This window comes from Kurthia sp. Dielmo (genome assembly GCF_000307285.2).
Classification (GTDB): Bacteria; Bacillota; Bacilli; order Bacillales_A; family Planococcaceae; genus Kurthia; species Kurthia populi.
Map to the genome: position 1 here is coordinate 213,782 of NZ_HE578961.1, position 22,669 is coordinate 236,450.

General features: G+C 40.2%; 30 protein-coding genes and 1 pseudogene. All 31 read left to right on the top strand.

What is annotated here, in order from left to right:
- The first annotated feature begins 1 nt into the window (after position 1).
- The 31 genes and pseudogenes from KTHG_RS16495 (at position 2) to KTHG_RS16640 (ending at position 22,657) form a co-directional block, all read left to right on the top strand.
- Positions 2–1,030, top strand: coding sequence for a hypothetical protein (locus KTHG_RS16495; RefSeq protein ID WP_139995324.1), 1,029 nt, complete (start codon positions 2–4; stop codon positions 1,028–1,030).
- 109 nt (positions 1,031–1,139) lie between these two features.
- On the top strand, positions 1,140–1,742 hold the full coding sequence (locus KTHG_RS16500; RefSeq protein WP_139995326.1) for a hypothetical protein: 603 nt from the start codon (positions 1,140–1,142) through the stop codon (positions 1,740–1,742).
- Positions 1,730–2,758: a primase C-terminal domain-containing protein gene (locus KTHG_RS16505; protein WP_139995328.1), complete on the top strand. Its 1,029-nt coding sequence runs from the start codon at positions 1,730–1,732 to the stop codon at positions 2,756–2,758. Before KTHG_RS16500 ends, KTHG_RS16505 begins: the two co-directional genes overlap by 13 nt.
- 26 nt (positions 2,759–2,784) lie before the next feature.
- Complete coding sequence (locus tag KTHG_RS16510; protein ID WP_139995330.1) at positions 2,785–3,360, top strand: DnaB-like helicase C-terminal domain-containing protein; 576 nt, start codon at positions 2,785–2,787, stop codon at positions 3,358–3,360.
- Entirely contained in the window at positions 3,357–3,947 is a 591-nt protein-coding gene (locus KTHG_RS16515; protein WP_139995332.1) for a P-loop NTPase family protein, read from the top strand. Before KTHG_RS16510 ends, KTHG_RS16515 begins: the two co-directional genes overlap by 4 nt.
- 14 nt (positions 3,948–3,961) lie before the next feature.
- Positions 3,962–4,252 carry a hypothetical protein gene (locus tag KTHG_RS16520; protein WP_139995334.1) on the top strand — a complete coding sequence of 97 codons (291 nt, stop codon included), beginning with the start codon at positions 3,962–3,964 and terminating at the stop codon, positions 4,250–4,252.
- A 197-nt stretch (positions 4,253–4,449) separates the two neighbouring features.
- Positions 4,450–4,839: a hypothetical protein gene (locus tag KTHG_RS16530; protein ID WP_222424355.1), complete on the top strand. Its 390-nt coding sequence runs from the start codon at positions 4,450–4,452 to the stop codon at positions 4,837–4,839.
- Positions 4,840–4,850: 11 nt separating this feature from the next.
- A complete protein-coding gene (locus KTHG_RS16535) occupies positions 4,851–5,321 on the top strand; it encodes a hypothetical protein (protein WP_139995340.1) in 471 nt (156 codons plus the stop codon).
- Positions 5,321–6,031 carry a hypothetical protein gene (locus tag KTHG_RS16540; RefSeq protein ID WP_139995342.1) on the top strand — a complete coding sequence of 237 codons (711 nt, stop codon included), beginning with the start codon at positions 5,321–5,323 and terminating at the stop codon, positions 6,029–6,031. Before KTHG_RS16535 ends, KTHG_RS16540 begins: the two co-directional genes overlap by 1 nt.
- 13 nt (positions 6,032–6,044) lie before the next feature.
- A complete protein-coding gene (locus KTHG_RS21965; protein ID WP_255512490.1) occupies positions 6,045–6,179 on the top strand; it encodes a hypothetical protein in 135 nt (44 codons plus the stop codon).
- 22 nt (positions 6,180–6,201) lie between these two features.
- Positions 6,202–6,876: a DUF1064 domain-containing protein gene (locus tag KTHG_RS16545; protein WP_139995344.1), complete on the top strand. Its 675-nt coding sequence runs from the start codon at positions 6,202–6,204 to the stop codon at positions 6,874–6,876.
- A gap of 10 nt (positions 6,877–6,886) precedes the next feature.
- Entirely contained in the window at positions 6,887–7,834 is a 948-nt protein-coding gene (locus KTHG_RS16550) for an RNA polymerase sigma factor (RefSeq protein WP_139995346.1), read from the top strand.
- Between the two features lie 124 nt (positions 7,835–7,958).
- Positions 7,959–8,135 carry a hypothetical protein gene (locus KTHG_RS21515; RefSeq protein ID WP_186439675.1) on the top strand — a complete coding sequence of 59 codons (177 nt, stop codon included), beginning with the start codon at positions 7,959–7,961 and terminating at the stop codon, positions 8,133–8,135.
- The gene (locus tag KTHG_RS16555) at positions 8,107–9,804 is read left to right on the top strand and encodes a single-stranded-DNA-specific exonuclease RecJ (protein WP_139995348.1); all 1,698 of its coding nucleotides are present in this window, start codon (positions 8,107–8,109) and stop codon (positions 9,802–9,804) included. Before KTHG_RS21515 ends, KTHG_RS16555 begins: the two co-directional genes overlap by 29 nt.
- Positions 9,805–9,835: 31 nt before the next feature.
- Positions 9,836–10,204: a hypothetical protein gene (locus KTHG_RS16560; protein WP_139995350.1), complete on the top strand. Its 369-nt coding sequence runs from the start codon at positions 9,836–9,838 to the stop codon at positions 10,202–10,204.
- 4 nt (positions 10,205–10,208) lie between these two features.
- Entirely contained in the window at positions 10,209–10,583 is a 375-nt protein-coding gene (locus KTHG_RS16565; protein WP_139995352.1) for a hypothetical protein, read from the top strand.
- On the top strand, positions 10,583–11,011 hold the full coding sequence (locus KTHG_RS16570; protein WP_139995354.1) for a hypothetical protein: 429 nt from the start codon (positions 10,583–10,585) through the stop codon (positions 11,009–11,011). Before KTHG_RS16565 ends, KTHG_RS16570 begins: the two co-directional genes overlap by 1 nt.
- 353 nt (positions 11,012–11,364) lie before the next feature.
- A pseudogene (gene dnaE / locus KTHG_RS16580) lies at positions 11,365–13,817 on the top strand (DNA polymerase III subunit alpha); the annotation flags it as partial.
- Positions 13,818–14,096: 279 nt separating this feature from the next.
- On the top strand, positions 14,097–14,846 hold the full coding sequence (locus tag KTHG_RS22065; RefSeq protein WP_305000252.1) for a helix-hairpin-helix domain-containing protein: 750 nt from the start codon (positions 14,097–14,099) through the stop codon (positions 14,844–14,846).
- 198 nt (positions 14,847–15,044) lie between these two features.
- Positions 15,045–15,596, top strand: coding sequence for a hypothetical protein (locus KTHG_RS16585; protein WP_139995360.1), 552 nt, complete (start codon positions 15,045–15,047; stop codon positions 15,594–15,596).
- 61 nt (positions 15,597–15,657) lie between these two features.
- Positions 15,658–16,266, top strand: coding sequence for a hypothetical protein (locus KTHG_RS16590; protein WP_139995363.1), 609 nt, complete (start codon positions 15,658–15,660; stop codon positions 16,264–16,266).
- 13 nt (positions 16,267–16,279) lie between these two features.
- On the top strand, positions 16,280–16,570 hold the full coding sequence (locus tag KTHG_RS16595; RefSeq protein ID WP_139995365.1) for a hypothetical protein: 291 nt from the start codon (positions 16,280–16,282) through the stop codon (positions 16,568–16,570).
- Between the two features lie 227 nt (positions 16,571–16,797).
- Positions 16,798–17,025 (top strand): cold shock domain-containing protein, encoded by a 228-nt coding sequence (locus KTHG_RS16600; protein WP_186439676.1) that lies wholly within the window; start codon positions 16,798–16,800, stop codon positions 17,023–17,025.
- Between the two features lie 84 nt (positions 17,026–17,109).
- Positions 17,110–17,700, top strand: coding sequence for a hypothetical protein (locus tag KTHG_RS16605; RefSeq protein WP_139995369.1), 591 nt, complete (start codon positions 17,110–17,112; stop codon positions 17,698–17,700).
- Positions 17,701–17,710: 10 nt separating this feature from the next.
- On the top strand, positions 17,711–18,889 hold the full coding sequence (locus KTHG_RS16610; RefSeq protein ID WP_139995371.1) for a hypothetical protein: 1,179 nt from the start codon (positions 17,711–17,713) through the stop codon (positions 18,887–18,889).
- 14 nt (positions 18,890–18,903) lie between these two features.
- Positions 18,904–19,338, top strand: a complete 435-nt coding sequence (locus KTHG_RS16615) for a hypothetical protein (protein ID WP_139995373.1) — start codon at positions 18,904–18,906, stop codon at positions 19,336–19,338.
- A gap of 52 nt (positions 19,339–19,390) precedes the next feature.
- Entirely contained in the window at positions 19,391–19,960 is a 570-nt protein-coding gene (locus KTHG_RS16620; protein ID WP_139995375.1) for a hyaluronate lyase N-terminal domain-containing protein, read from the top strand.
- Between the two features lie 25 nt (positions 19,961–19,985).
- Positions 19,986–20,732 carry a hypothetical protein gene (locus tag KTHG_RS16625; protein ID WP_139995377.1) on the top strand — a complete coding sequence of 249 codons (747 nt, stop codon included), beginning with the start codon at positions 19,986–19,988 and terminating at the stop codon, positions 20,730–20,732.
- Between the two features lie 136 nt (positions 20,733–20,868).
- Positions 20,869–21,438 carry a hypothetical protein gene (locus tag KTHG_RS16630; protein ID WP_139995379.1) on the top strand — a complete coding sequence of 190 codons (570 nt, stop codon included), beginning with the start codon at positions 20,869–20,871 and terminating at the stop codon, positions 21,436–21,438.
- A gap of 3 nt (positions 21,439–21,441) precedes the next feature.
- A complete protein-coding gene (locus KTHG_RS16635) occupies positions 21,442–22,026 on the top strand; it encodes a hypothetical protein (RefSeq protein WP_139995381.1) in 585 nt (194 codons plus the stop codon).
- A 52-nt stretch (positions 22,027–22,078) separates the two neighbouring features.
- The gene (locus KTHG_RS16640) at positions 22,079–22,657 is read left to right on the top strand and encodes a hypothetical protein (protein ID WP_139995383.1); all 579 of its coding nucleotides are present in this window, start codon (positions 22,079–22,081) and stop codon (positions 22,655–22,657) included.
- The last annotated feature ends 12 nt before the right edge of the window (positions 22,658–22,669 follow it).

Genomic DNA, 22,669 nt, shown 5'->3' on the forward strand with positions numbered 1-22,669 from the left:
AATGATTGAAAAAGCAAGTTCGATTGATTTAAATAATTTCGCAAAAGAAGCTACGAATAAAATGAATGCTATGCACGACATGGCTATTAAGAAGATAAAGCAAGCAGAGAAGTACCGACGAATCGGCAATGCAATACAGGAGGCAATGAGCTTTAACTTAAACAGCGCCAGCTTAGGTAATTACAATAAGTCAATGGTGCTCGATGATGCAGTTGATGGCACATACGATACATACGGAAACTATATTCATCCAGTGAGTGCGACAGGTCAGCCGCGTAACTTATTGAATGTACTATCTAGCGGTCGCAAAGAAGTTATCTTTAGAGATAATGTTATCTGTACATTAAATGGCGTAACGAATCGTGATGTACAGGCTGCACTTTACCACGAAGATCATGCAGAGAAAGATTACTACTTTGATTTCTTCGATGAAGATACAGTCGAGTTAAAAGTAAAAGTCAATGACGAGAACTACGTGGCATTAATGGATATTGATATGATTGAGATTGCCCCGACAATTGGCAGCACATTCCGTTTAGAGAAGATGGTGTTAAAAGATTACTACACAAACGAAGTTGTAGAGATTGATTCCGCATTAATCAATGCTGGGCCAACCCGCTACTTATTGGATAAGAAGGTGAGCCTTAGTGAAGTGACATTTACTTTTAAACTCCATTACAAGGACAGCAATGGTAAATACCCGTTCGGTTTGAATCACATTTACTTCCTTGACTTCAATGCAGACACTCGATCAAATGCAGTAATCGCGTTTAAGCACACAGACTTCATTGATTCGATTAGTGAAAAGGTTTATCTGCAAACCCCAACAGAAGTTGTAGAGACTACATTGACTGACATTGGCGCGAAGCTGTACTTGAATTATAGCAACGGTATATTTGACTATGAGATTGAAACGAGCATCAACGACGACCGTCATTATCTGTCCGTTAATACACGTACAATTTATATTAGCCTACCAATTAAAAATGCTTACGCAAGTTTGCAGTTCGATGAAATCCTAACAAAATAACTCAAATAAAAAAGTCGAGAAGTTCTGAAAAAAGTTGTGAACTGTTCTTGACTTTTTATTTATTATAGTAATATAATAATAGTACAAAAGACGCAGGAGGTTATACCTAATGAAAATAGTAGACGATTACGTTTCGTATTATTTAGGCTGTGAAGTGGCTGATGATACCTATAAAATGATGTGTGCGGTATGTGCGCATATGTTAGAAGGCGGCATTACAGAGCAAGAAGTGACAAGCTTCTTAGAAAGCAAGGAAAGCGCGGAGGACGTTCGCTTTGATACAATTCCTCAATCCATGTGGGAAGATTCATTTATCGACAAAGATGCGTTCTACGTTCATCCAGAGCTTCGCTTGATGGCACCAGCTCCACGATTCAACTCGTCAACTGGCGCAGTCGAAAGAACACCATTCTTTTTAGAAATGAAAATCCGCTACACCGTAAAAGACTTAATTGCTTACTATAAAAAAACTGTACAACCAATTGAATCGCTTTACGACGAAAAGCGTACGATAGGATCCTTTGAGTTCTTATTCAATAAGTATCGAAGTATCGACATAGGGACAACGATTGATTTCCTATTAAAGCTAATTGACGTAGCGCGTAACAAACACATTGAAGCGATTCAGCTTTCTAACTATGAGCAAGAAGCTTATGAGCTGCATCGTGTCGGCACAATGAATGGAAAAGGAGAGATTGTATGGAGAGTGTAGCTTATCAAGAACTGGGTGGAGCGAAGGACGGTTATTTCGCTCGAAAGATTTACATTCCAGTTGACGATACCTATTACGAGAACGTTAATAAGCACGTAAAGAAATACAGAACAACAGATTGCTATACGTCAGTCTACATATATGACACGACCGAAATTGATAAAGCGATGATGTACGGTCCGGTTTACTTAGACTTGGATGGCAAGCTCGATACAGACGAGGACTTCAACGCCTTAAAACGTGACGTACTAATGTCCGTTGGCGCACTTGAATTACTGTTCGGTATTCCCGAAGATCAAGTTGAGCTATATTTCTCTGGTTCAAAAGGGTTTCACATCCTAGTGCAACCAGAATCATTTGGCCTTGTGCCTGTGAAAAACCTTGAAGTTTACTACAAAGCGATTGCGGTAAAAATCAATAGCCTAACAATTGGTGGCTTCATTGATACATCCATCTTCGATAAGAAGCGATTGTTCAGAATGCCAAACACCATCAACAGCAAAACCGGTCTGTACAAGGTACCTATTACGATTGATGAATTGCGCAAAACAGATTTAACAGAAATGAAGCAGTACGCTTCTCAACAGCATCAAGTTGACTGGCCACAAAAGAAAATGGTGCAAGGAGCCTTACAAAAAATCGTAAGCAATGCTGAAAACCTAGTGACTGCCACACATAGGAAAAGCAATCCGAAAAGCATCGTCTCATTTAAGAAGCGTCCACCACTGCCATGTGTACAGCTATTAATTGAGCAAGGTTCTAAAGAAGGGCATCGTAATAATGACTGTGTTGCTATCGCATCTAGCCTAGCACAAGCGGGCTATTCGCTAGACGAAGCAACAGAAATTATGGCGTCATGGAATGACAATACGGAACCACCGTTACCATTCAGTGAAGTAATGCGTACGGTAAGAAGTGCATATGATATTGCAAAAGCAGGGCGAGGTTACGGTTGTAACTACTTCAAACGAAGCGGCTATTGCGTAGGAGAAACATGTAAGCTATTCAAAAAATAATACTTTTAAGGGAGAACGACTAAACTATGAATCCATTTACAGCATACAAACAATTAAACGATATTGAAGCAACAACAGAGGAAACAGTAAACGAAAATCTATTCGCAACAAAACCGCAATTAAACTTTGAAATCCAAGAGGGCGCAATCATTGAAGATGCAGAAGATGGTGACGAGCTTATCGGTAACATTGACTTCTTCAAGGAATCAGATGATGACTTAGATAGCTTTGAGGAACGAGCTTGGAAAAAAGGTGCTGGCTACAAACTGCCAAACTTCCCCGAAGTAGAAGAGCGACTAGAAGGCCTTGAATCTGGTCTGTATATTTTCGCCGGTGAATCCAATATGGGTAAAACGGCAGCAATGATGGCGATGTTATACGATGTCGGCATGTGCGAAGAAAATAACGTGCTTGCGCTACTAATCACAATTGATGACACGAAAGATGAAGTGCTACCTCGTGTCATTGCCGCAGAACAACGCATTCCAATTTCAGCCGTTGGCAAACCAAGCCGATACGTTGAAGAAATCAATAATGGTTCTCCCGACACACTAAAATTTGAAGAGTACTTAGAAAAACGAAAAAAGGAATTCAACTCTTGAAAGATAAGAAGAATATGTTTAAAGTAGTAGATGCTTTAAAGGATGAGACTAAAAACCTACGTTATGCCGAAGGAATTGAAGAGTATATTAGGAAGCTAGTCCTATATTTGAAAGCAGTTGATCCAGAGAGAAAACTGGTTGTGGGTATTGATTCCCTTAACGATGTACAGCACATGGGCAAGAGCTTAGAAGCGAAAGAGCGTAATGAAAAAACAGCTAAGTGGTCGAAGGGGCTTGCGAAGCGTTTCGACATTCCTGTATTCGGTACAACGCATTTAAGAAAACTAAATGGCAACCGTCGTCCAACGACAGAAGATTTGAAAGATACAGTTGAGTATCAATACGAATCATCAGTGCTGTTCCTAGTTTATAACGATGTTTCTAAGAATAAAGAAGCTGCTGGCGTATTCTACACTGACACTGAAATCGAAGGACGTCGTCCGATTATCGAATTGGACTGGGCTAAAAATAAGAAATCTTCATACAAAGGCCGTACGTACTCATTCTTTGTTCCAGACCAGTCTCGCTTACAAGAAGTGGACGCTGAAACAAAACGAAGCTACGACACAATTATTTTAGAAGGATAAGGAGAATCATTCACATGTTATATTTTCAACCAATTTACCAAGGCGAGCCTACAATTACATTAGGCAACCGTCAAGATGTATGTGTCATTAGTTCCGCTAAATACACATCATCAAAAAACGCTACGTTAAGTGGCGCTGAAATTGAGCTACGTAAAACAATGCCACTAGAAGGAAAGCCTGTTTTTAAATTCCGCCAATACGGTCGTGACGTTTGTTTATCAATTGAAGCAATGCGTGAAGTCGTTGAGCAGTACGACAGCGAGCAAGCTATTAAAGTAGAAGCAGCTAACGTAGATGCTGAATAAAAAGCAATGGAGTGCAAAGGGAGCAAGAGATAACTGCCCACGCTTCGCTCTATGCCCTATGTGCTATGGTTGCAGAAACTTTGATTCTAGCTTGGAGGATTGCAGAGCTTGCCAAGAGGATAATGCAAAAGACAATATCTGTGCTACGGAACGTCACACACCAGATCGTTTAGCGATGATGATTCGGAGGGAAACGATTGTTGCGAAATAAAACAACTTGTTATAGTGGCTATATTTCATCCGCTTCATTCGACTTGGCAGATGAATTAGCTATTAAACATAACTTAACTGCAGACGAAGCATTCTTCGCCAGTGCATTAATTGAACTACATAAATTACATAAGAGTAACGAAATCAAACGTTCTAGTTTTAGAGGAATAACGGATGATAGCGTAATGAAAGCAACGAGTGCTGTTGCGACACATATCGGTACGAAGATTATCGTATCAAAACATAACAAAGCAATTCATGATTCCGCAGATACTTACATCTATAAAGATGCAGGGGAAAGCGGCCATACATATTTTACATTCGGAGTCGAATGTTACAAGAACCGCAAAAACTTCAATATTATTTGTATTTTATAGGAGGACTAAAAATGAACGATATTAAATCAACTGCATTAGAAAGCATTGCTTATGAGGATATTAAAAGTATTGTTACAGCTATGCTGAAAGAACATGCAAGCAAAGAAACACTTCAAGCGAGCGATGAATTGCATTCCCTTTTACATGGGCTACTAATTCATCGTGGCGTTATTCACGAAGATCAACCACAACAAGGTTTTGAAGATGTATTAGCGGCAGCATGCCTGTTGCACAATATCCACTCAGTTGAAAAACCTAGCGACTTATTCTTCGTACGTGACTTATTTGAACAATACAATGCAGAGTTCACACTGCCACAACAAATCATTGATGCAATTTGTGCTTCAATTGAAGGCAAGTTTGGTGTAAACTCTCCAGTGAAATCGTGCATTCCGCAACAAGGAACCCCAACAGCAATGTTTGCTGACGCTTGTTGGATGCAAACATACATGAAAAACCTAGCGACGATTGAGCACATCTAATGGATGTGACTGAACAACAACTGTTCGACTATCTGCAGTGTCCTGTTTACTATGACATCACAGTAAATAAGAAGCTACCGTCTGAACAACCCGTACAGCTTTCGGACTTGTTGATGAAAGTTACGCGATTTTTCTACTTGCAGTTGAGCCTTGGGGAAGTACCAACACTTGCAACATTGAAACGAAAATGGGATATGGTATTCCAACCGTATCAAGAAATCCTCGGTGAGAAAAAAGCCATCGAAGGATTACAGCTATTAATGAAACTATACGATTGGGCGAAGGAGACGAAGTTGGTTGTTATCGACATCGACTCTCCTTATGCAATTACTTCTGGTAAGAATAAACTAGAAGGCGTTATGGGTGTTATCGCTGCTGGCAAAAATGGCAGAGACGAGCTGCTCGTAACAAGCTTTTCTCCACGAATGTCACACGAAGATCTAGACGCATTAAAATTAAAATACACGATTGACTCGTACGCATACCGTTTGAAATACGGTAAAGATTTAAGTGGTATTCGCATACATCATGTGAAGCATGGGAAGGACAGCCTTACGTTCAGAAAAAACTCAGACTACGAACGACTATTCGGAACGATAAATGGTGTGTGTAAAAGCTTAGAAAACAACATCTATTACGTTCGCGATCATTATGGCTGCGCTATATGTCCTGTTAATAATCTGTGCAAGTACTGGTTCAATAACTATTAAGGGGGTGAAGCACATGGACGTTAAAGAACACCAAGACTATTTCGAAGCGGAAGATCCCGCTACAAAGGTGCCGATGCCAGAGAAAGAAGCGTTAATGCCTAATTCAAAAAACGGCAAACAAGTAAGTCAACCAAAGAAAAAGAATTAGGGGATAAGGGTAGGCGAGAAACATGGTAAAAGCATTAGTGAAAGGTAAAGCGAAGGTAAACGTCAAGAAGAGCTCAAAGCCAGAGCACAATTCGGGACCGGTAAAACTTCAACCAAAGTTTGAATCGGATGGCTGTGTGTTTAAAACAAAATTGATGCTCTTATACTACCTACGTTTGAAAGAGCTAATGGCCAATGGCTTCATTCAATCATTTGATGTACCACACCAAACTATTGAAACCGATGAACAAGGAAACGAACGATATACGACTAAAGAGCTTAATGGAAAGAAGCTCAATAGCAGTAAATGCTATATCAATGGAATCGAGTTCGACTCCGTACAAGAATCAAAATTCTACTTGTTCCTAATGGAGAAAAAAGCTACGGGTAAAATCATAGACTTTTTACTACAACCTACCTATGTATTAATGAATAGTTATCGCCGCAAAGAAGATAACAAGATGGTTCGCAAGATGACGTATAGTGCCGATTTCCTTGTTATGCGCAATGATGAAAGCATTGTTGCGATTGATACAAAGGGATTCGAAACAGATACGTTTAAAATCAAACGCAAGCTATATGATTTTTTACATGAACACTTACCAGAAATGTATCCTAAACTGGTGCTGATTAAAATTCGTGAACGGATTAAAGGAGATGCTTGGTTCAACATGGATTCGGACGAGGAGATTCGTTAGGAGACAATTAGTGAACGAAGAACTAGACTTTATCACTTCTGAGGTTGATGACAATGAAGAATTGTCGCAACGTGAAGTGTATGAGCAAAAGCAAATCGCATGGCAAGAAATCGAAGATCTAGTCATGATTTATAAAAAACGTTTCGACGATGAAAAAGTAGACGACGAAGTTATCGCAGCTTCGGAACGCGCAGGGGAAGAACTGATTGCACGATTTGAAAACTTATTCCATAAGTATTCATCACTCGTACGCACAGGTAACTTCAATTGGAGAGATCGTACTTCCAAAAAATTCGTTCGTCTATTCATCGACGACCAACAGTTGAAATCAGCACTTTCGAGAACAAAAAGTAACAACCAGTTTCGCCGCAAGATTCACGACAAATTCAATTTCGTCGTGGACACATACGGTGCGCTAGACGAGGAATATATTTTAAGCGACCTTCACACAGTCTTTTGTGACTTGATGAAGCGCTACGAGCCGATGGGCAGAACATTCTGCGGATACATTAATAATGCATTCCGATTCTATTTATACCGTCACATCACTTCATACATAAAAGAACCAATGTCTGTTAAAAGCAACGTGATTGAATTTAAAAGCGAGATTGTAGATGATGAAACATTGCATGAATACAATCGAGAAGGCGTCATCACAAAAGAAGAAGATGACACATTCGAACACAACCTGGGGATTCCAGATGAGCGTTGGATTACTGGTGAGGAATGCGGTGAAGCCTTCCAAGGTCTTACGCCAATTCAACGCAAGATTATCGTGAAGTACTATCTTGAAAACTGGAACGACCGACAAATCAGTGATGCTTATTGCATGCACATCAACGCTGTAAACCAATTACGCAGACGAGCAATACGAACAATTGCAGAATCGCAAGGCATTAATTTAGAGTGGATCCGACGAGTTCGAAACTCTGGCGCAAAAGCGCGTTTGCCGAAGTAACAAAAAAGTAGCCCTTTATGGCTACTTTTTTGTCGTTTACACTTGTAATTATAGGTATAAGGTGCTATTATTATCACATAAAGGTTCACAACTGTTGTGAACTATCAAGGAGCTGAAATTAAATATGGCAATTAAAGAGGGCAACTGTTATTTAAACTTAGTTGTTTCACAAGAAGTAAAAGACGCTATTAAGGCGATTGCAGAAGAGGAAGGCAGCACAGTATCGAAGATTGGTGCTCGTATCATCTCTAGGTCAGAGGAGGTGAAGAAAATTGTGGAAGCTAAGAGACAAGCAGACTAACGTTGACGGTGGCGACAATAAGCTATTGAAAATAGTGCTGGAGAATCGTGGGATAGAGAGTAACTCGATTGACCGTATCTTCAACAACCCACTCGATGTACTTATTCCAGCGGAGAAAATCGTCAACGGAATGAAGGCCGCAGAAGTAATCGTTCAAGCGATTGAAGCGAATGCAGAGATTTGGACTTTTAATGACTATGATTGCGATGGCATGACGAGTGGATTTATTATGACAGATTTCTTACGCAGGATTTCAGACAACACAGTCTATCCTTATTATCCGAACAGAACAGAAGGTTATGGGTTGAGCATGAGCTTCTGCAGACGAATCGTTAAACGAATGCAGGAAGTCAATAAGCCTGTACTCGTTATCACGAATGATAATGGCGTGACGAAGGTGGAAGAGGTTGCTTACTTGAAAGCGAATGGCGTTGAGGTTGTCGTGACCGACCACCACGAGCCTAAAGAAGTGCTGCCCGACTGTGTAGTCGTTAATCCTCACATTGAAACAGACACGACGTTCCACCATCTTTGCGGTGCGGGTGTAAGTTACAAAGTCATTCAGTGCATTGAAAAATATGCAGACTTAAACGAGTACAGTCAAGACTATCTGTACGCTGTAGCATTAGGTACTGTCGCAGATATGATGCCACCGCATGAAGAGAACCAAGTCATGATTCGATTAGGGATTATGCAAATGAATTCTCGAAAATATTGTCCTTCAAATATTGCGCAGTTCAAAAAGCATCTAGGTATGGAAAGCGTTACACCAGTCAGCATCGCATGGGAATTTGGACCACGACTAAATGCGACTGGTCGAATGGGTGAAGTCGATGTAGGTGCGGGATTCTTCTATGAGCAAGATGTTGATACGGTACTTGAATACGTTGAACGAATTGAAAAGTTGAATAACGAACGTAAAAGCAGAACAAACGAAGCGAAGAAAATCATCGGTAGCATGGACTTCCCACCGGAGAACGCCGCTATCTTATTTGATGCGACAGGGTTCCCGAAAGGAATTACAGGCATTGTAGCAAGTAAGGTTCTCGATAAAACGATGAAACCTGCATTAGCTTATTCGGTCAGTGGAAACGGAACGCTCACTGGATCAGCACGAGTGCCAGAAGGTATCGACTTAATTCCAGCACTTGAAACAGCTGTTGAGCAGGGCGTCATTGAATCGTATGGCGGTCACGCACAAGCTGCAGGGTTTAACCTAAAGCCCGAAAACATCGAAGCCTTCCAAGCTGTTCTAAACAAAGAGCTTAAAGAAAGCGTGGATAACTTAGAAATAGATGACACTGTATTGGTTGATAGTGAAATCCATATTGCAGACCTAAATAAAAATAACTTCTATGCGTTGAATACACTGTATTATGACCGAGAAAAATTCATGCGTCCGTTATTCGTATTAAAAGGTGTGACAGTGAAGGCACATAAAGTATCTAAAAAGAATAAAGATAATATCGAATTTGAAATAGACGATGGTCAACGTACCTTGAAGATATGGGCATGGGGACAAGGCATACGCTACTCGCAACTAGGAGAGCCCAAAACAATTGATATTGTTGGCTCAATCGACATCAACTTTTTAAATAAACGATATGCTACGTTGAATGTATCGAACATATTCGTTGCAGAGAAAAGTACAGCAACCATTGCATCGTAATGATGTAGTGTAATTGAAGGGAGGTGAAAGTATGAAGCTACCAGTTAAAACATTTTACTTTAATCAGCATTCGCACACAGCTCGTCTAAATGTAGGAACAATGAAAACGTATCTTGAAGTGAAGTTCAGCGTAAGCATTAAATTGGAGAGCCGCGTGAAGCAAGCACTTTTAAACGGTGATGATGTTGAGTTGATTGCAGATGGCATCAAGGACAAACGAGTGTCTGTTGTTATTCCTAGTTCAACTGCTCAATTGCGTATAGCTAGTATCGAAAAGCGAACGAAAGATTATTACCGAGACTTACCAATCAACGAATCGAAGATCGTCGAGAAATCCGTATTCACTATTTATGTTAATCAGCCGAACTTTTTAGAAGTGACTGAATCAGAAAAGGAATGATTAAATGAACTTGCTAGACATGTTAGTTAAGAAGATGGTTCATGCTCCGTATGGCATTGTAAAATGTTCATCCGTAGCGTTAGATGCAAAAGCCAACGGGAGAATAACAATGGCCTTTCAGTGCAAAGGTAGACAAACTTTTATTGAATCGCATCAAGCGATTATAAATTCATTGATGAAGCCATATACTTTATTCGATGTTGAGTGCGAAGGCGAAATTATCATCGTTAAAAATAGAGATGTGCTAGATCGTTGCTTTGGAAAAGCGCGTAGGGAAGATGGCGTACTGTTTGTTGAGCTTATCGTAGAATGCACTAGCGCTCGTAAAATCACCTCATTGGAATCTGCAATTCAATTGGTATACAAAGGGGTGGCGTAGTGAATCTACTTGATATGATGATGGATAAAAATGAGACATCTATCTGTGTCGTGTGGGCTTATGATGCAAGGCTCGATTCTATAAAAGAGCATAGGATTTCTTTATATAGACGCTCCCGAGAAGAACGCTTTATATCTGAGCCGCGATACGACTTGCGTTATCGAACAGAAGCACCACAGTTATCTGCAGAAGAATACAAAAAACAAGATGTGTTCATTATTCGATTCAAGGATAGGAAAGACCTATGCCTTCTAATAAACAAAAGCGATATTTGCTATCGTACCAATCACGAAAATAAAAAGCTAAACGAACGAAGCGCACACTTAAAGCTATTCAATGTACTTGCATTTAATTTCTTTGATGATGCGTTGAATGCAGCACAGCGAGTAAGAGATGTCGTAAAGGATCCTGCTGCCACATGGATTTAATTTATTGCTTACATCGCCTAGAAGGACTACGCATGCTGAGGACCGTTCGAAGAATGATAGGTGTAGATGTGGAAAATACGTTCATTATCTTCGCATCACTGAACCGAGTGAATGAAAGTATCGAGATAATAGAGAAATACTTTTCATACGTAACACGAACACCTATTAGTAAGCTGTCCTTTTCATATAACCAGAAGCGTACTACTATTCGTGGACGCACTATATACGAAACACATATTTCCGTTGATGGATGGTTTAACGAAATCATCCCCATGGAAGAAATGAATACCCGACTAACAAATGCTTATTTAAAACTAGAGCAAAATAATAAAAACGAATAGAGGAAATATCTTATGGATTTATCAACAATTGAACTGCCGCAAACAGAAAGTGAAGTTATTTTAAAAGCGATTGAGAATGCCGCCACTGCCATTGGCGTAAGAAACTTCATTCACTTACACTTACATACTACATATAGCTTCTTGGATGGATTTAACCGCCCAGAGGATTCAGCAAGGAAAGCAAAAGAGCTTGGTATGCCAGCAATGGCCATCACCGACCACAATCATTTATGTGGGGTACTCGACTTTAAAGAAGCTTGCGACAAGAAGGCATTAAGCCGATTCTTGGCTTCGAAGGTTACTGGACGCAAGATACAAACATTTTGAGCCTAACTGCCGATGAACGTACCGAGTATGCAATCAAGCAAGCTCGTGCAGATGGCGTCGATGTTCCAGAAAAAATCAATAACAAAAAGCCTACGAAGAGACAGCTCGAACCATTCATTAGAAATTATGAATACGACACAAGCCAATATCATATTATCTTCCTTGCGAAGAATCAAACAGGGTGGCACAACCTAGTGAAGCTTCAATCCGAAGCGGCTGACCACTGTACATATAATGGTCGTTTCCTATGCGACACAGAGATGATGCGCAAGTATTCAGAAGGCGTCATTTGCACAACAGCATGCGTACATAATATTGTCTGCGAATTATTCGCAAGCGGTAAAGACAATGAAGCAATCGCTATCTTAGAAGAGTGGGATAGCATTTATGGTGAAAACCTATACATAGAATTACAACCTAACAACTTTAAAAAACAGTGGGTAGCAAATATTAAATTAATCAACTGGGCTCGTGCAAACAATAAGCAATTCATCGTAACGAACGATGTTCATTACACAGAGCAATCAGATCACGATGACCACGATACATTACTTTGTATCGGTACTGGTAAGAAGAAAGCGGAAGATGCTCGTATGCATTACGACAATTCCTTCTGGGTCCGTTCATTCGATGAAATGCTTTACTATTTCTCTGAACAGATTTCTATGATTGAAGCGACTGATTTTGCTGAAAAAGATTTATACGACCGAGATACATACATTCAAGCAATCGTTGAAGGCTTGAACAACACGAACGCTATTGCCGCTTCTGTAGAAGATGTGAAGCTGAATTCAGACAAACCGCTGTTTCCTAAGCTAGACATTCCGCATGGTTTAGATAGCGCAACTGTTCTAACATCACGTTGCTTCCAAAACCTATACAAGTACAAAGCGAAAAATCCTGAAATCAATCTGCGTATCTACGAGAAACGTTTAAGTGACGAACTAAGTATCATCAATCCAAAAGGCTATGCGCCCTATATGTTAGCTGTAGAAGAGTACATCACATGGGCAAACGAAAATGGCGTACCAACTGGACCAGGGCGTGGTTCTGCAGCGGGTAGCTTAACATTGTTCCTACTAGGTGTAACACGCGTAATTGATCCGATTAAAAATGGATTGCTGTTCTTCCGATTCCTTACTGCGGATCGTACATCGCCGCCCGATGTAGATACCGATTTTGATTACGAAGGACGACCAAGAGTTATCGAACATTTAGAAGAAAAGTACGGTATTGACCACGTAGCGCATATCGGCACTTACTCAACACTTGGCGTAAAGTCTGGTATTAAAGATGTTGCGCGTGTGCTTGATATTCCATTCGATGTTGTAAATGGCATCACGAAAGAGATTGGTGACATTCTCGATATTCCAGATTTAGCATTTGAAAACCTCGACGAATTGAAAGAAAGCGATCCTAACGAATGGCAACGTTTCGATGCACTTGAAAAAGCGAATCCAGAAATCTTCCGACTTGCTCGCCGTTTCGAAGGCGTTGCTCGTGGGGTAGGGGTACATGCTTCTGGCGTATTAGTAACGCCCGAACCCGTCACTGATTTATTCCCAACGCGTAAAGCAAAAGATGGTACGACTGTTACACTGTATACAGGCGTACAGCTTGAAGCACTGAACGCTATTAAGTTCGATATTCTAGGATTAAAAACAGTAACAGTTATTAAGAAGGCATTGAAAGCGATTGATGAAAACCTTACATTCGAAGATTTATATGAATGCATTGATATGAAGGATGAAAAAGCATTCAAGCTGCTCCGAGATAAAAAGACAAGCGGCACCTTCCAAATGGGTTCTAATCTGTTCAAAGGTTTGATTGACGATATTAAACCGTCTGAATTCAATGACCTTGTAGTCATTACATCTGTGGCTCGCCCAGGTCCTCTTAAAGCAGGAATGCATACGATGTATGCGAATGTTAAGAATGGCATCCAAAAAGCGAAAGAGCCGTTGCCTAATACATGGGACATCGTAGAGGATTCGCAAGGCGTCATTGCATACCAAGAACAGGTAATGCGTATTTCCCAACGTGTCGCTGACTTCAACGATAACCAAGCAGATAGTTACTTACGTAAAGCCATGGCAAAGAAGAAAATTGAAAAAATGAATATGTGTCGCCAATGGTTTATCTACGGTAAGCGTAATGAGCCAGCGCCAGCAGGTTATGACGAAAACAATCTGGACCAACCAATGTACGATCCAACTGGAAAGCATGGCACTGCGATTACTGGAGGTATTGCAAATGGGTATTCCGAAGCGGAGCTAAAACAATTCTGGAAGGACATTGAGGGGTACGCAACATATCTGTTCAATTTAAGCCACGCAGCTTGTTATTCATACATCACGATTTTAACAATGTATTTGAAAGCATATTATCCAACAGAGTTCATGGCTGCGCTATTAACAATGGAAGATGATGAAGCGAAGAAATCTCGATATGTAGAAGAAGCGCAAGACCTCGGATTAAAAGTTGTTGTGCCTAGCATTAATGAATCAGATTTCGATTTCAAAGCGATTGCTACGAAGAAAGAAATTATTTACGGCCTATGCTCTATTAAAGGTGTCAGCAAAGCAAGTGCTGCGCCAATAATTGAAAACAGACCATACACTTCTATTGAAGATGCAGTGGAACGTGTTCCTAAGAAATCATTCAACAAACGTGTAGGCATGGCGTTGATTAAATCGGGTGGCTTTGACAAGTTAGGTAAGAACCGAATTGACACAGTGAACCGTTTCCATATTATTCGCAAAGACAAAGATGACTTAGAGGAAGTTGATTCATACGATCGTTTAATTGCAATGGGCTACGAACGTGAAACACTGGGTATGTGCTTATCAGCTAAATCATATTTCTCTCGTCTAAAAGATAATGCAACTGTTAATAACACATTCGTAGTTGAAGCGTTAAACGTGCGCAACGATCGTAACGGTCGTGCGATGGCGCATATGACACTATCTTGCGAAGGTGAAAAAATCAAAGCATTGATGTTCTCTTCAAGCTATAAAAAGCATAAGTTTTTAGAGAAAGGTCAAACATATATCATGAAGGGCAAGAAGAGCGAGAATTCGTTCATTGTTAATAATGCAGATATGCTAGACGGCTCGAAAGGCATTGATGTCGTGACTGCGTTCATGAATCAGCCCGTCAGCATCTAATATTTTTACTAAAGGGGTCGCACAAGTGGCTCCTTTTTTCATAGTAAGAATCACATAACAATAGTAAATACTATAGAGTTTACATATTTAACATAAAAGGAATTCTATTCATAAAAGTAAAAATGAAGTGTTCCCTAATTTACTAGAGTGGACAACGCGAAATAGGTCGCTATTTTTACAAACAAAAGGAGGATGGGTATGTTTCTTGTATGGTGTATTATCGTGATAATTGCTTGCTATGTCATCATGGCGATATGGGATTCTGGCGAGAAAAAAAGCATGGAGAATAAAGGCTATTCTGCGCAACTGTTAGATGTTTTACATGTTGGTGGCATACCAAATTTAGCGCCTGGTGAATTTACAAAGTTACGTGTATCAGATAGGCGCTTAGAAATTGGTGAGAAGAATAGTTTTCCTTTAAGACAGATAAAAAGAGCAGAGCACATGAAGAACAATGAGCTGCGAGAAAAACAAAAATCTGTAATCGGGCGAGCAGTTGCGGGTGGTTTACTCTTAGGTCCTGTAGCTGCAATTATCGGCGGACTTTCTGGAGTTGGAACGAAGAAAGTAGAAGCAGACGAACAGATCATTTCAATAGATTTTATAGGTCATGACGGTGAAGAAAGAACAGCCGTATTTATCGACCGAAACAAATCGGGAATCGGAATGTCATATAAAGAATTTGTTTCAGAGCTTAACAAAAAAATCAGTCATACAGCAGTAGCGACGAATGACTCTCAAAAAATCTAGTCCGACAAGAGACCGCATAAGCGGTCTTTTTTTGCGTACTAATATTCTGGAGGTGCATGCGATGAAGATGGATTATGTAGACATCACACCTGTTTCTGTTCAAAGGCCCAACGGTGCATACGATTCGTTCGGGCATGGTGTAATCATAGGTCGTAATACATACATGAATAATAATATATACGGTGCGCTATTCGACACGCTTATGACGACACGAGCTGTTTCTCCAGACATCGGTTCAATGGCTGGCGGTTACGCACAGCTTGGTATTGTTTTTCCTTCTGCAAAGCGGATAAATAAACTACGCTACCACACAACAGGGTATGGCTACCCCAAAAACTTCGTCATCGAAGCTTATGCTTCTGGTGGCGGATGGATAACACTGTACAGTGGGTATAACACTGTGAATTATAAGAGTTCATTCGACGTCGTGTTTGAGAACACATCCAAATACACACACTATCGTCTACGAGCAACAACAGCTTGGAACAACGCCAATCGAATTGAATCGTATGAGATGCGATGGTTTGAAGGTATTCCAGCTAAGTTTGTTTGCTATGGCGAGTTGGGCAGCTTAAAGCAGACAGATTCGAAGTTTGCTTCTATAAAGAAAACAGTGGTATCACATGAGAAGACACAACGCAAAATGAATACACGAAACATAATTATATAAGAGGTGATACGTGATGGCAGAGCTATCGAGAGTAAACTATCGAAAAATCAATAAGGATTATTTTGATAAAGAAAGTGTGCATGGAAAATTACGAATGGTTGCACTAGATGCGGATGGTGCTGTAAAGGGCATACACGATGCGGTAGATTACAATAAGTGGGTTGATGGTACACATGTGGATTGGGCTGCCTATGAAGCAAACGGATGGAACTGCATGGTACAGATTCCTAAGTTCTATTACAAAGTAGAGGAAGGTTCTTATAAGGATTTTAATGAAGTTACAAGACTATCTATTTCCGAATGACAGCAGTCGGATTAGAGCGTGTTGTCATAGAGAACGGAACTTATAAAAAAGGCACGAGCGTTATAGCAGCTAATGGAACTACTTCACACAATGCGGCCGGCATCGAATTAAAAAAAGGTGTTATACGTATCAATATCTAAAGAATTTTTTTACAACGAGTAGATGCGCAAAAGCTATAGGTACTATATATAGTGAACACAATAATGTTAAAAGGAGGTCATGTTTACATGGCAGAATTAAAACAAGGTGTCGTCGATTGGTTTAATCCAAAGCAAGGTTTCGGTTTTATCAAAACGAACATCGCAAATGCAGATGGTTTAGAAGAAGAAACAAAAATTTTTGTAGCGAAGAAAAACGTAACAAATGGATTAGAGCTTAAAGAAGGTACAGCTGTACAATTTGCTTTACTCGACTCTAGTCGTGGATTCCAAGCAACAGAAGTTGCAGGCATCTAAAACAAGTAGGCCCTTCGGGGCTTTTTATTTTGAATTAATATTCCTTCAAAAATGCGTACTGTATATATGAGAGGAGGTATGCTCATGGTTTATTTAAGAGCCACCGCTTTAAAAAATGGCGGAGTTGGCTTTTTTCTGGAGATGCACTTTTATACAAAACAAGGCGCTGAAATACGAATGGACCGTTCATGCGTAGTTAGTACGAATTTGAATGCCAGGGATAGTGACACATCTTATGATGCCATGTTCGGATATGTTCATAACGGTGGCCTTGCTCCATATTATAGTGGATCTAGTAAGGGCTACATTACGATGAAAATTCCGAAAGACATTTGGCGAATGACCTTTGTAGTATGGAGTAACACCACGTATGGTAAAGATTTCTTGCTAGAAATATCGCAGAACGGAACAACGTACCAAACCTTATCTAGTGTGGTGAAAAACGGCTACAGACAAAGTTACAGTTTTGATATTGGACGCTTGTTTAAAAGAGCCTTAATCATCCATTCAGATGATAGAAATTATTTTTTAAATAGCGGAGAAATGATTCCGCTGACAACGGGTAACTTCAAAGAAACCTCGCATGACGACGAAATTTTAGAGCGAATTGTTTTACACTCTGCAACAATGAAGGACGTTAAGAACCGCCTACGCAGAATTAAAATTAAAAAATAGGAGGGCGCTTATGCCACAATTACCACGAGTAAATTACACAACAAAAACAAAGGAATTCTTCGATGAAGAAATGCCACAAGGCAAGATGAAGAGGGTTGCACTCGACATGAATGGGCAAGTACAAGGTGTTCACGATAAAGATGATACAAATAAATGGGCAGATGGTACGCCTGTGAATTGGTCCAATTACTTAAACAACGGTTGGAACTGCATGGTTCAAATTCCGAAATTCTATTATCGAGCTGCAGAAGGAGAATATGGCGTGTCTGAAAATGTGACGCGTATTGAAATCTCGGAAACACCAGTGGACGGTTTCTCTATTCACCCCGCTTTTGTTCGTAACGATAAAGAGCAGGCCTATCAATATGTCGGCGCATTCGCTTCTAGCCTAATCGGTGGAAAGTATCGTAGCTTGCCAAGTAAAGCTGTCGCTTATCATAATACGTTGTACACAATTAAAGATGATGGGTGGAAATCAATCAATACTATGTGTAGCGCGAATGGCTACGGCTACCGCATGATGGATGTCTTTCACGTAGGAATGCTTCAATGCTTAATGTCTGTTGAATTCGGTGATGTGAATGCATTTAAAAAATTTGGCGGTGTTTCGACAGGGGGGTTGCGCACTTCAAGTGGGCTAGGTAGCAATGGCCATGATAATTATTCAAAGGCAACGGATTCTTCCTATATCGACTATAGAGGCATCGAATCTGTAATCGGTCGATCGGGTACAACGATTGGTGGAATGCATGTAAGCGGAACATACTACGTTTACATAACAGGAAACAAAGATACGCCAAACTTAGAACTTGGCTATTCATCTCCTATGGCTAATAACAAACTGGCCATTCCTGCGCAGGGAGTGAGTAATTATTACTGTTACTATGACCAAAATAAATCTTATAGATTGACGCAGGTTGGTAGAACAGGCGTTTTCGTTCCTACGACGACGAGTAACTCAACTATAACTAGATCAGATTTATATACGAGTAGTGTTGCTGCAGATGACGTCATCACAATGGGAAGAATCGGCCCGGGATGTATACAACCAAATTTAACGGAGAATAAAAACTGCTATTGGGGTGGTAGCGTAACTTCGAACGTAAGTATGTTTAAGTTTTCTTCTGGCAATACTTATACCGGAAGTTATTTACATTCTTGCGTGAGACTGTGCCATATCTATGAATAAAACGAGGTGATTAAATGATCTGTGGAATCGACTTTCATACCCTCATTGATTTATCAGTACGAGTTGAAAGTTTAGCGTTAGCAAGTAACGAAGTGCATTTAGCAACAAAAGGCAAGGCTGGTATGCAGTATGAAGCATCGAACGATGACTCTTATCTTGTCACAGAAGCTACAGTGTTTCAAAACGAACTATCGCCTACGAGAGAAGGCGTGTCTGGGACAGAATATGATGAAGACCGCGATGTATGCTCCTACATTTCACCTCGTCAACCTTTGTTTTTGAAACTAGAAAATAGCTATGTAAAGCTGACTACTTCTGGTTACGTAAAGATTACAGAGGAAAACTACAAGTCTGTCGCTGGATTTTCTTCTGTTCCGCTGGCCATAAATTTAGAAACGCATGAAAAGACAAATAAAACGAACGGCACGATTTCTGTAAAAGCCAATTAATCATGTTATAGGTCTAGCCTATCTAGGTACTAATATTGTCGGAGGTGATTGTATGGCAATCTATAATGTTCGTGGTGAAGAAACGAAATTAAATAACTATGCTTTAGGCGATGCCGAAATTGGTTTAACGACTGATACGGATAAACTTTATGTAGGTACTGGAACAAACGGTACTCCAGTAGAAGGCATGGCTACTCCTCGTTTACGCATCGTTGATGAACGTGACTTAAAAGAAGTAGAAAAGAAAATTGCTGCAGAAGCATCAAATAGCCATGATCGACGGGTACTATTTATTTGCCCAGGTAACGTAGAGGTTGGTGTGCAAGATGCGATGGTGAAATTTCCTTTCGAAGGCACTTACCAGTCCATCGAAGGCTTCTTATCTGAGAAGCCAAATGCTGACGTTCAACTCGTTATTGAACGTTCGAGTGATTTAGAATCATGGACAAGCATTACGGAAAGTCCAATCGCTATTAAAGCTAACGCCCATGTCACTGGCGACGCTATTGTCTTTGCACAGGACGGCACTATCGAAATCGGCACATACTTACGTGTACGGTATTTGAGCAAAACGACTGTTGGTAAAAACTTATCTATCAGTCTAGCAATTAAAACAAAATAATACATAAGAAAGCAGGGATTTTATTATGGCAGAACCAATCGTATCGTGGTACTTAGAAGAAAATAAAGCGGCTAACGAAATCACAGGTACAGTAAACTACGGAACAGTGGATGCTGATACTCAATCAGCTACAAAAACAATGTTCATCTGGAACAACCGCGCTGGTGCAACAGACGTTGCAAAAATGCAAAACGTTCAGTATACAACTCGTGACCGTAAAGGTGGCTTAGGTGATACTGTAGGTTCAGTAGTTGAAGCAGTTAAGAATAACTGGTTTAACGTACGTGTGGACACATTAGATGAAGTAGACTTTAAACCGGTCGGCAAAGGTGGCGCTGGTACTGCTAACGTAAGCGGTGTCGCTGTGCTGGGCACAAAAGGTGTCACAAAAAACCCTAAAGCTGCAAAAGCTGTAGCTTGGGCTGCTTCAACAGAACTATCTGTTGGCGCAATTATTGCACCAAAAACAGAGAACGGCTTCGTTTACGAAGTTAAAACAGCTGGTACTACTGGTACTGACGCTCCTACGTTCGTTACAGTTGAAGATCAAGAAGTAGCTGACGGTACTGTAGTGTTTGTTGCATTAGCAAAAGAACACAAACCAGGTGAAGGTGAAATCCTTGGCGCTGCGAACGCTGCTGCTGCAGACGGTTCAAACGTTGCAGATGCAGCTGGTAACTTCGCAAAAGTTTCAGTATATGTTGACGTTCCAGTCGACGCATCGGCAGGTAAAAACTTACTTATCCAACGCGTGTTCTATCAATACGTGTAGTAGGTACGCTACTATTAAAGAGGGCATGCGCACAGCGCATGTCTTTTTTGTTTAAAGTATGCAAGCATACATGTATAATCATATGCGAATATACTATGTTATATGTATGCAAGCATACATGAAAAGAGGTGTTAGAATGCCCATATATAGATACTTAGGAAGCGCACAAGCTTCTGCAAGCACAAGGCGAGAGAATTTCGACAAGGACACCGCTGCTTACTCCATAGGTGGACCTGTAGATATTTCCGTTTACAAAACCTCACTTAATGGCAGTAAATACGCTAGTGGATATACGTCCATTGAATACTTGGATGATACTGGTGTGTTAAAAAGCGAACGTGTAAGCTGGGGAACAACGTTTCGAGAAATCAAGAACGTACTGTCCTTAACGGCTTTTGCTTCTATAAGCGGTAGCTTCAGTAGTTCTACGGCTAGTATATCTGCGTACAGTACTCGGTCATTAAAAAAACTAGTACTGACCAATCGCGCACAAACGAAGTATTTAATTACAGCTAATGAAGGAAAATGCATTTTCGTAGATAGATTACCTATAGAAGATATGAAAGTAGATCCCTACAAAGAAGGTCTATTCGAAACTGCTTACAATACATATGCATACGATAGTATGCAACTAACATCCATTCAGACCGTTAAAGGCAAAATAGCTAAAAAGAACGGACTATTAAAAATACAGATAGGAGCATAACATATGTCTTTTACTACTAATGAAACAGCGCAAGCTTTATCAATCCCTCTGAACTGGAGAGTTGAATACAAAGACGGTTCAGCAATGAATGAGTACGAGGACTGCGACAACAAAAATGATTTTTATTCAATCAAACAAGACGAGGTTGCCCGCTTCGGCCTATTTAATTCACAAACGAAAATGTTCTACGAGAACAATACAGGTACCTTCATCTTAGATGGTAAACGCTTAGAGGTGCTGTATGAATTTGAAGATGGCCGCCGTATATTGTTGACTGCTGCAGATGATAGCCGACGCATCATCACATACAAAGATGCGTATGTAAATGTTTCAGACAGACACGAAGGTACTGCTATTGGCAGCGTAAGTGCTGTTACATTCGGCTACAACTCAAAAGTCGATGACATGTATTTAAAGTTCATCATAAAACAAGGCATCGAATACGATGAACGCTCACTACTGATCCGTATTGTATCTGACGAAAAAATGAACGGTAAGTTAATTGTCCGAAAAGGGTGCAATGTTATCTATGAGGAACCAGCGCCAATTGAGCCGGACTGCGCTGGAATCATCGAATTGGATCTATAAGGGTTTTCTTTTTCGGTACTATATACACGAAATCATAACAAGGAGTGAGACGATGGCAAAAATAGAAAGCAAAGTTGTAGGGCTGTTCGTTAATCTAAATGGCGTTTTCGTCAAAACAGAATACAGCAACAATCAATTGAAGTTGGCATTGGACAAGGAAGCGACCGAACTAAATGGCGTGAACGTTTATCACCAAGAGGGCTATTTCATTTCACAGTCGGTAAAAGTAGCAGGCTCATTCAAAGGCTATGAAAAAGTAATTACGACATTGGCGAATAAATATGGCACTGTCAATGTGTACACAGCAACCTCAAGAAATGGTTTAACGTGGTCACGATGGAAACAGGTTGGCGCTGATAATGTCATCATCGAGCCGAACGAATTATACATACGAATCAAGATTGAATTAGCTGCAGCTAATTCTGAAACGCCTGGCACATTAGCGAACTTTACAAGTGTAAAGGATGTAAAAGATGATCAGTACGTAACAATCAATAGTGGGCTGACGAGCAAGAGTAATATTACGTTCATCCCTGACATTGTAGATACAAAGTCAATTCCCGAAGGAAAAATCTTTTTAAAAAAAATTAATCGCGAAGATTTTAAAGTGCTTACAAATATTTCACTGTAAGGAGTGATTGAA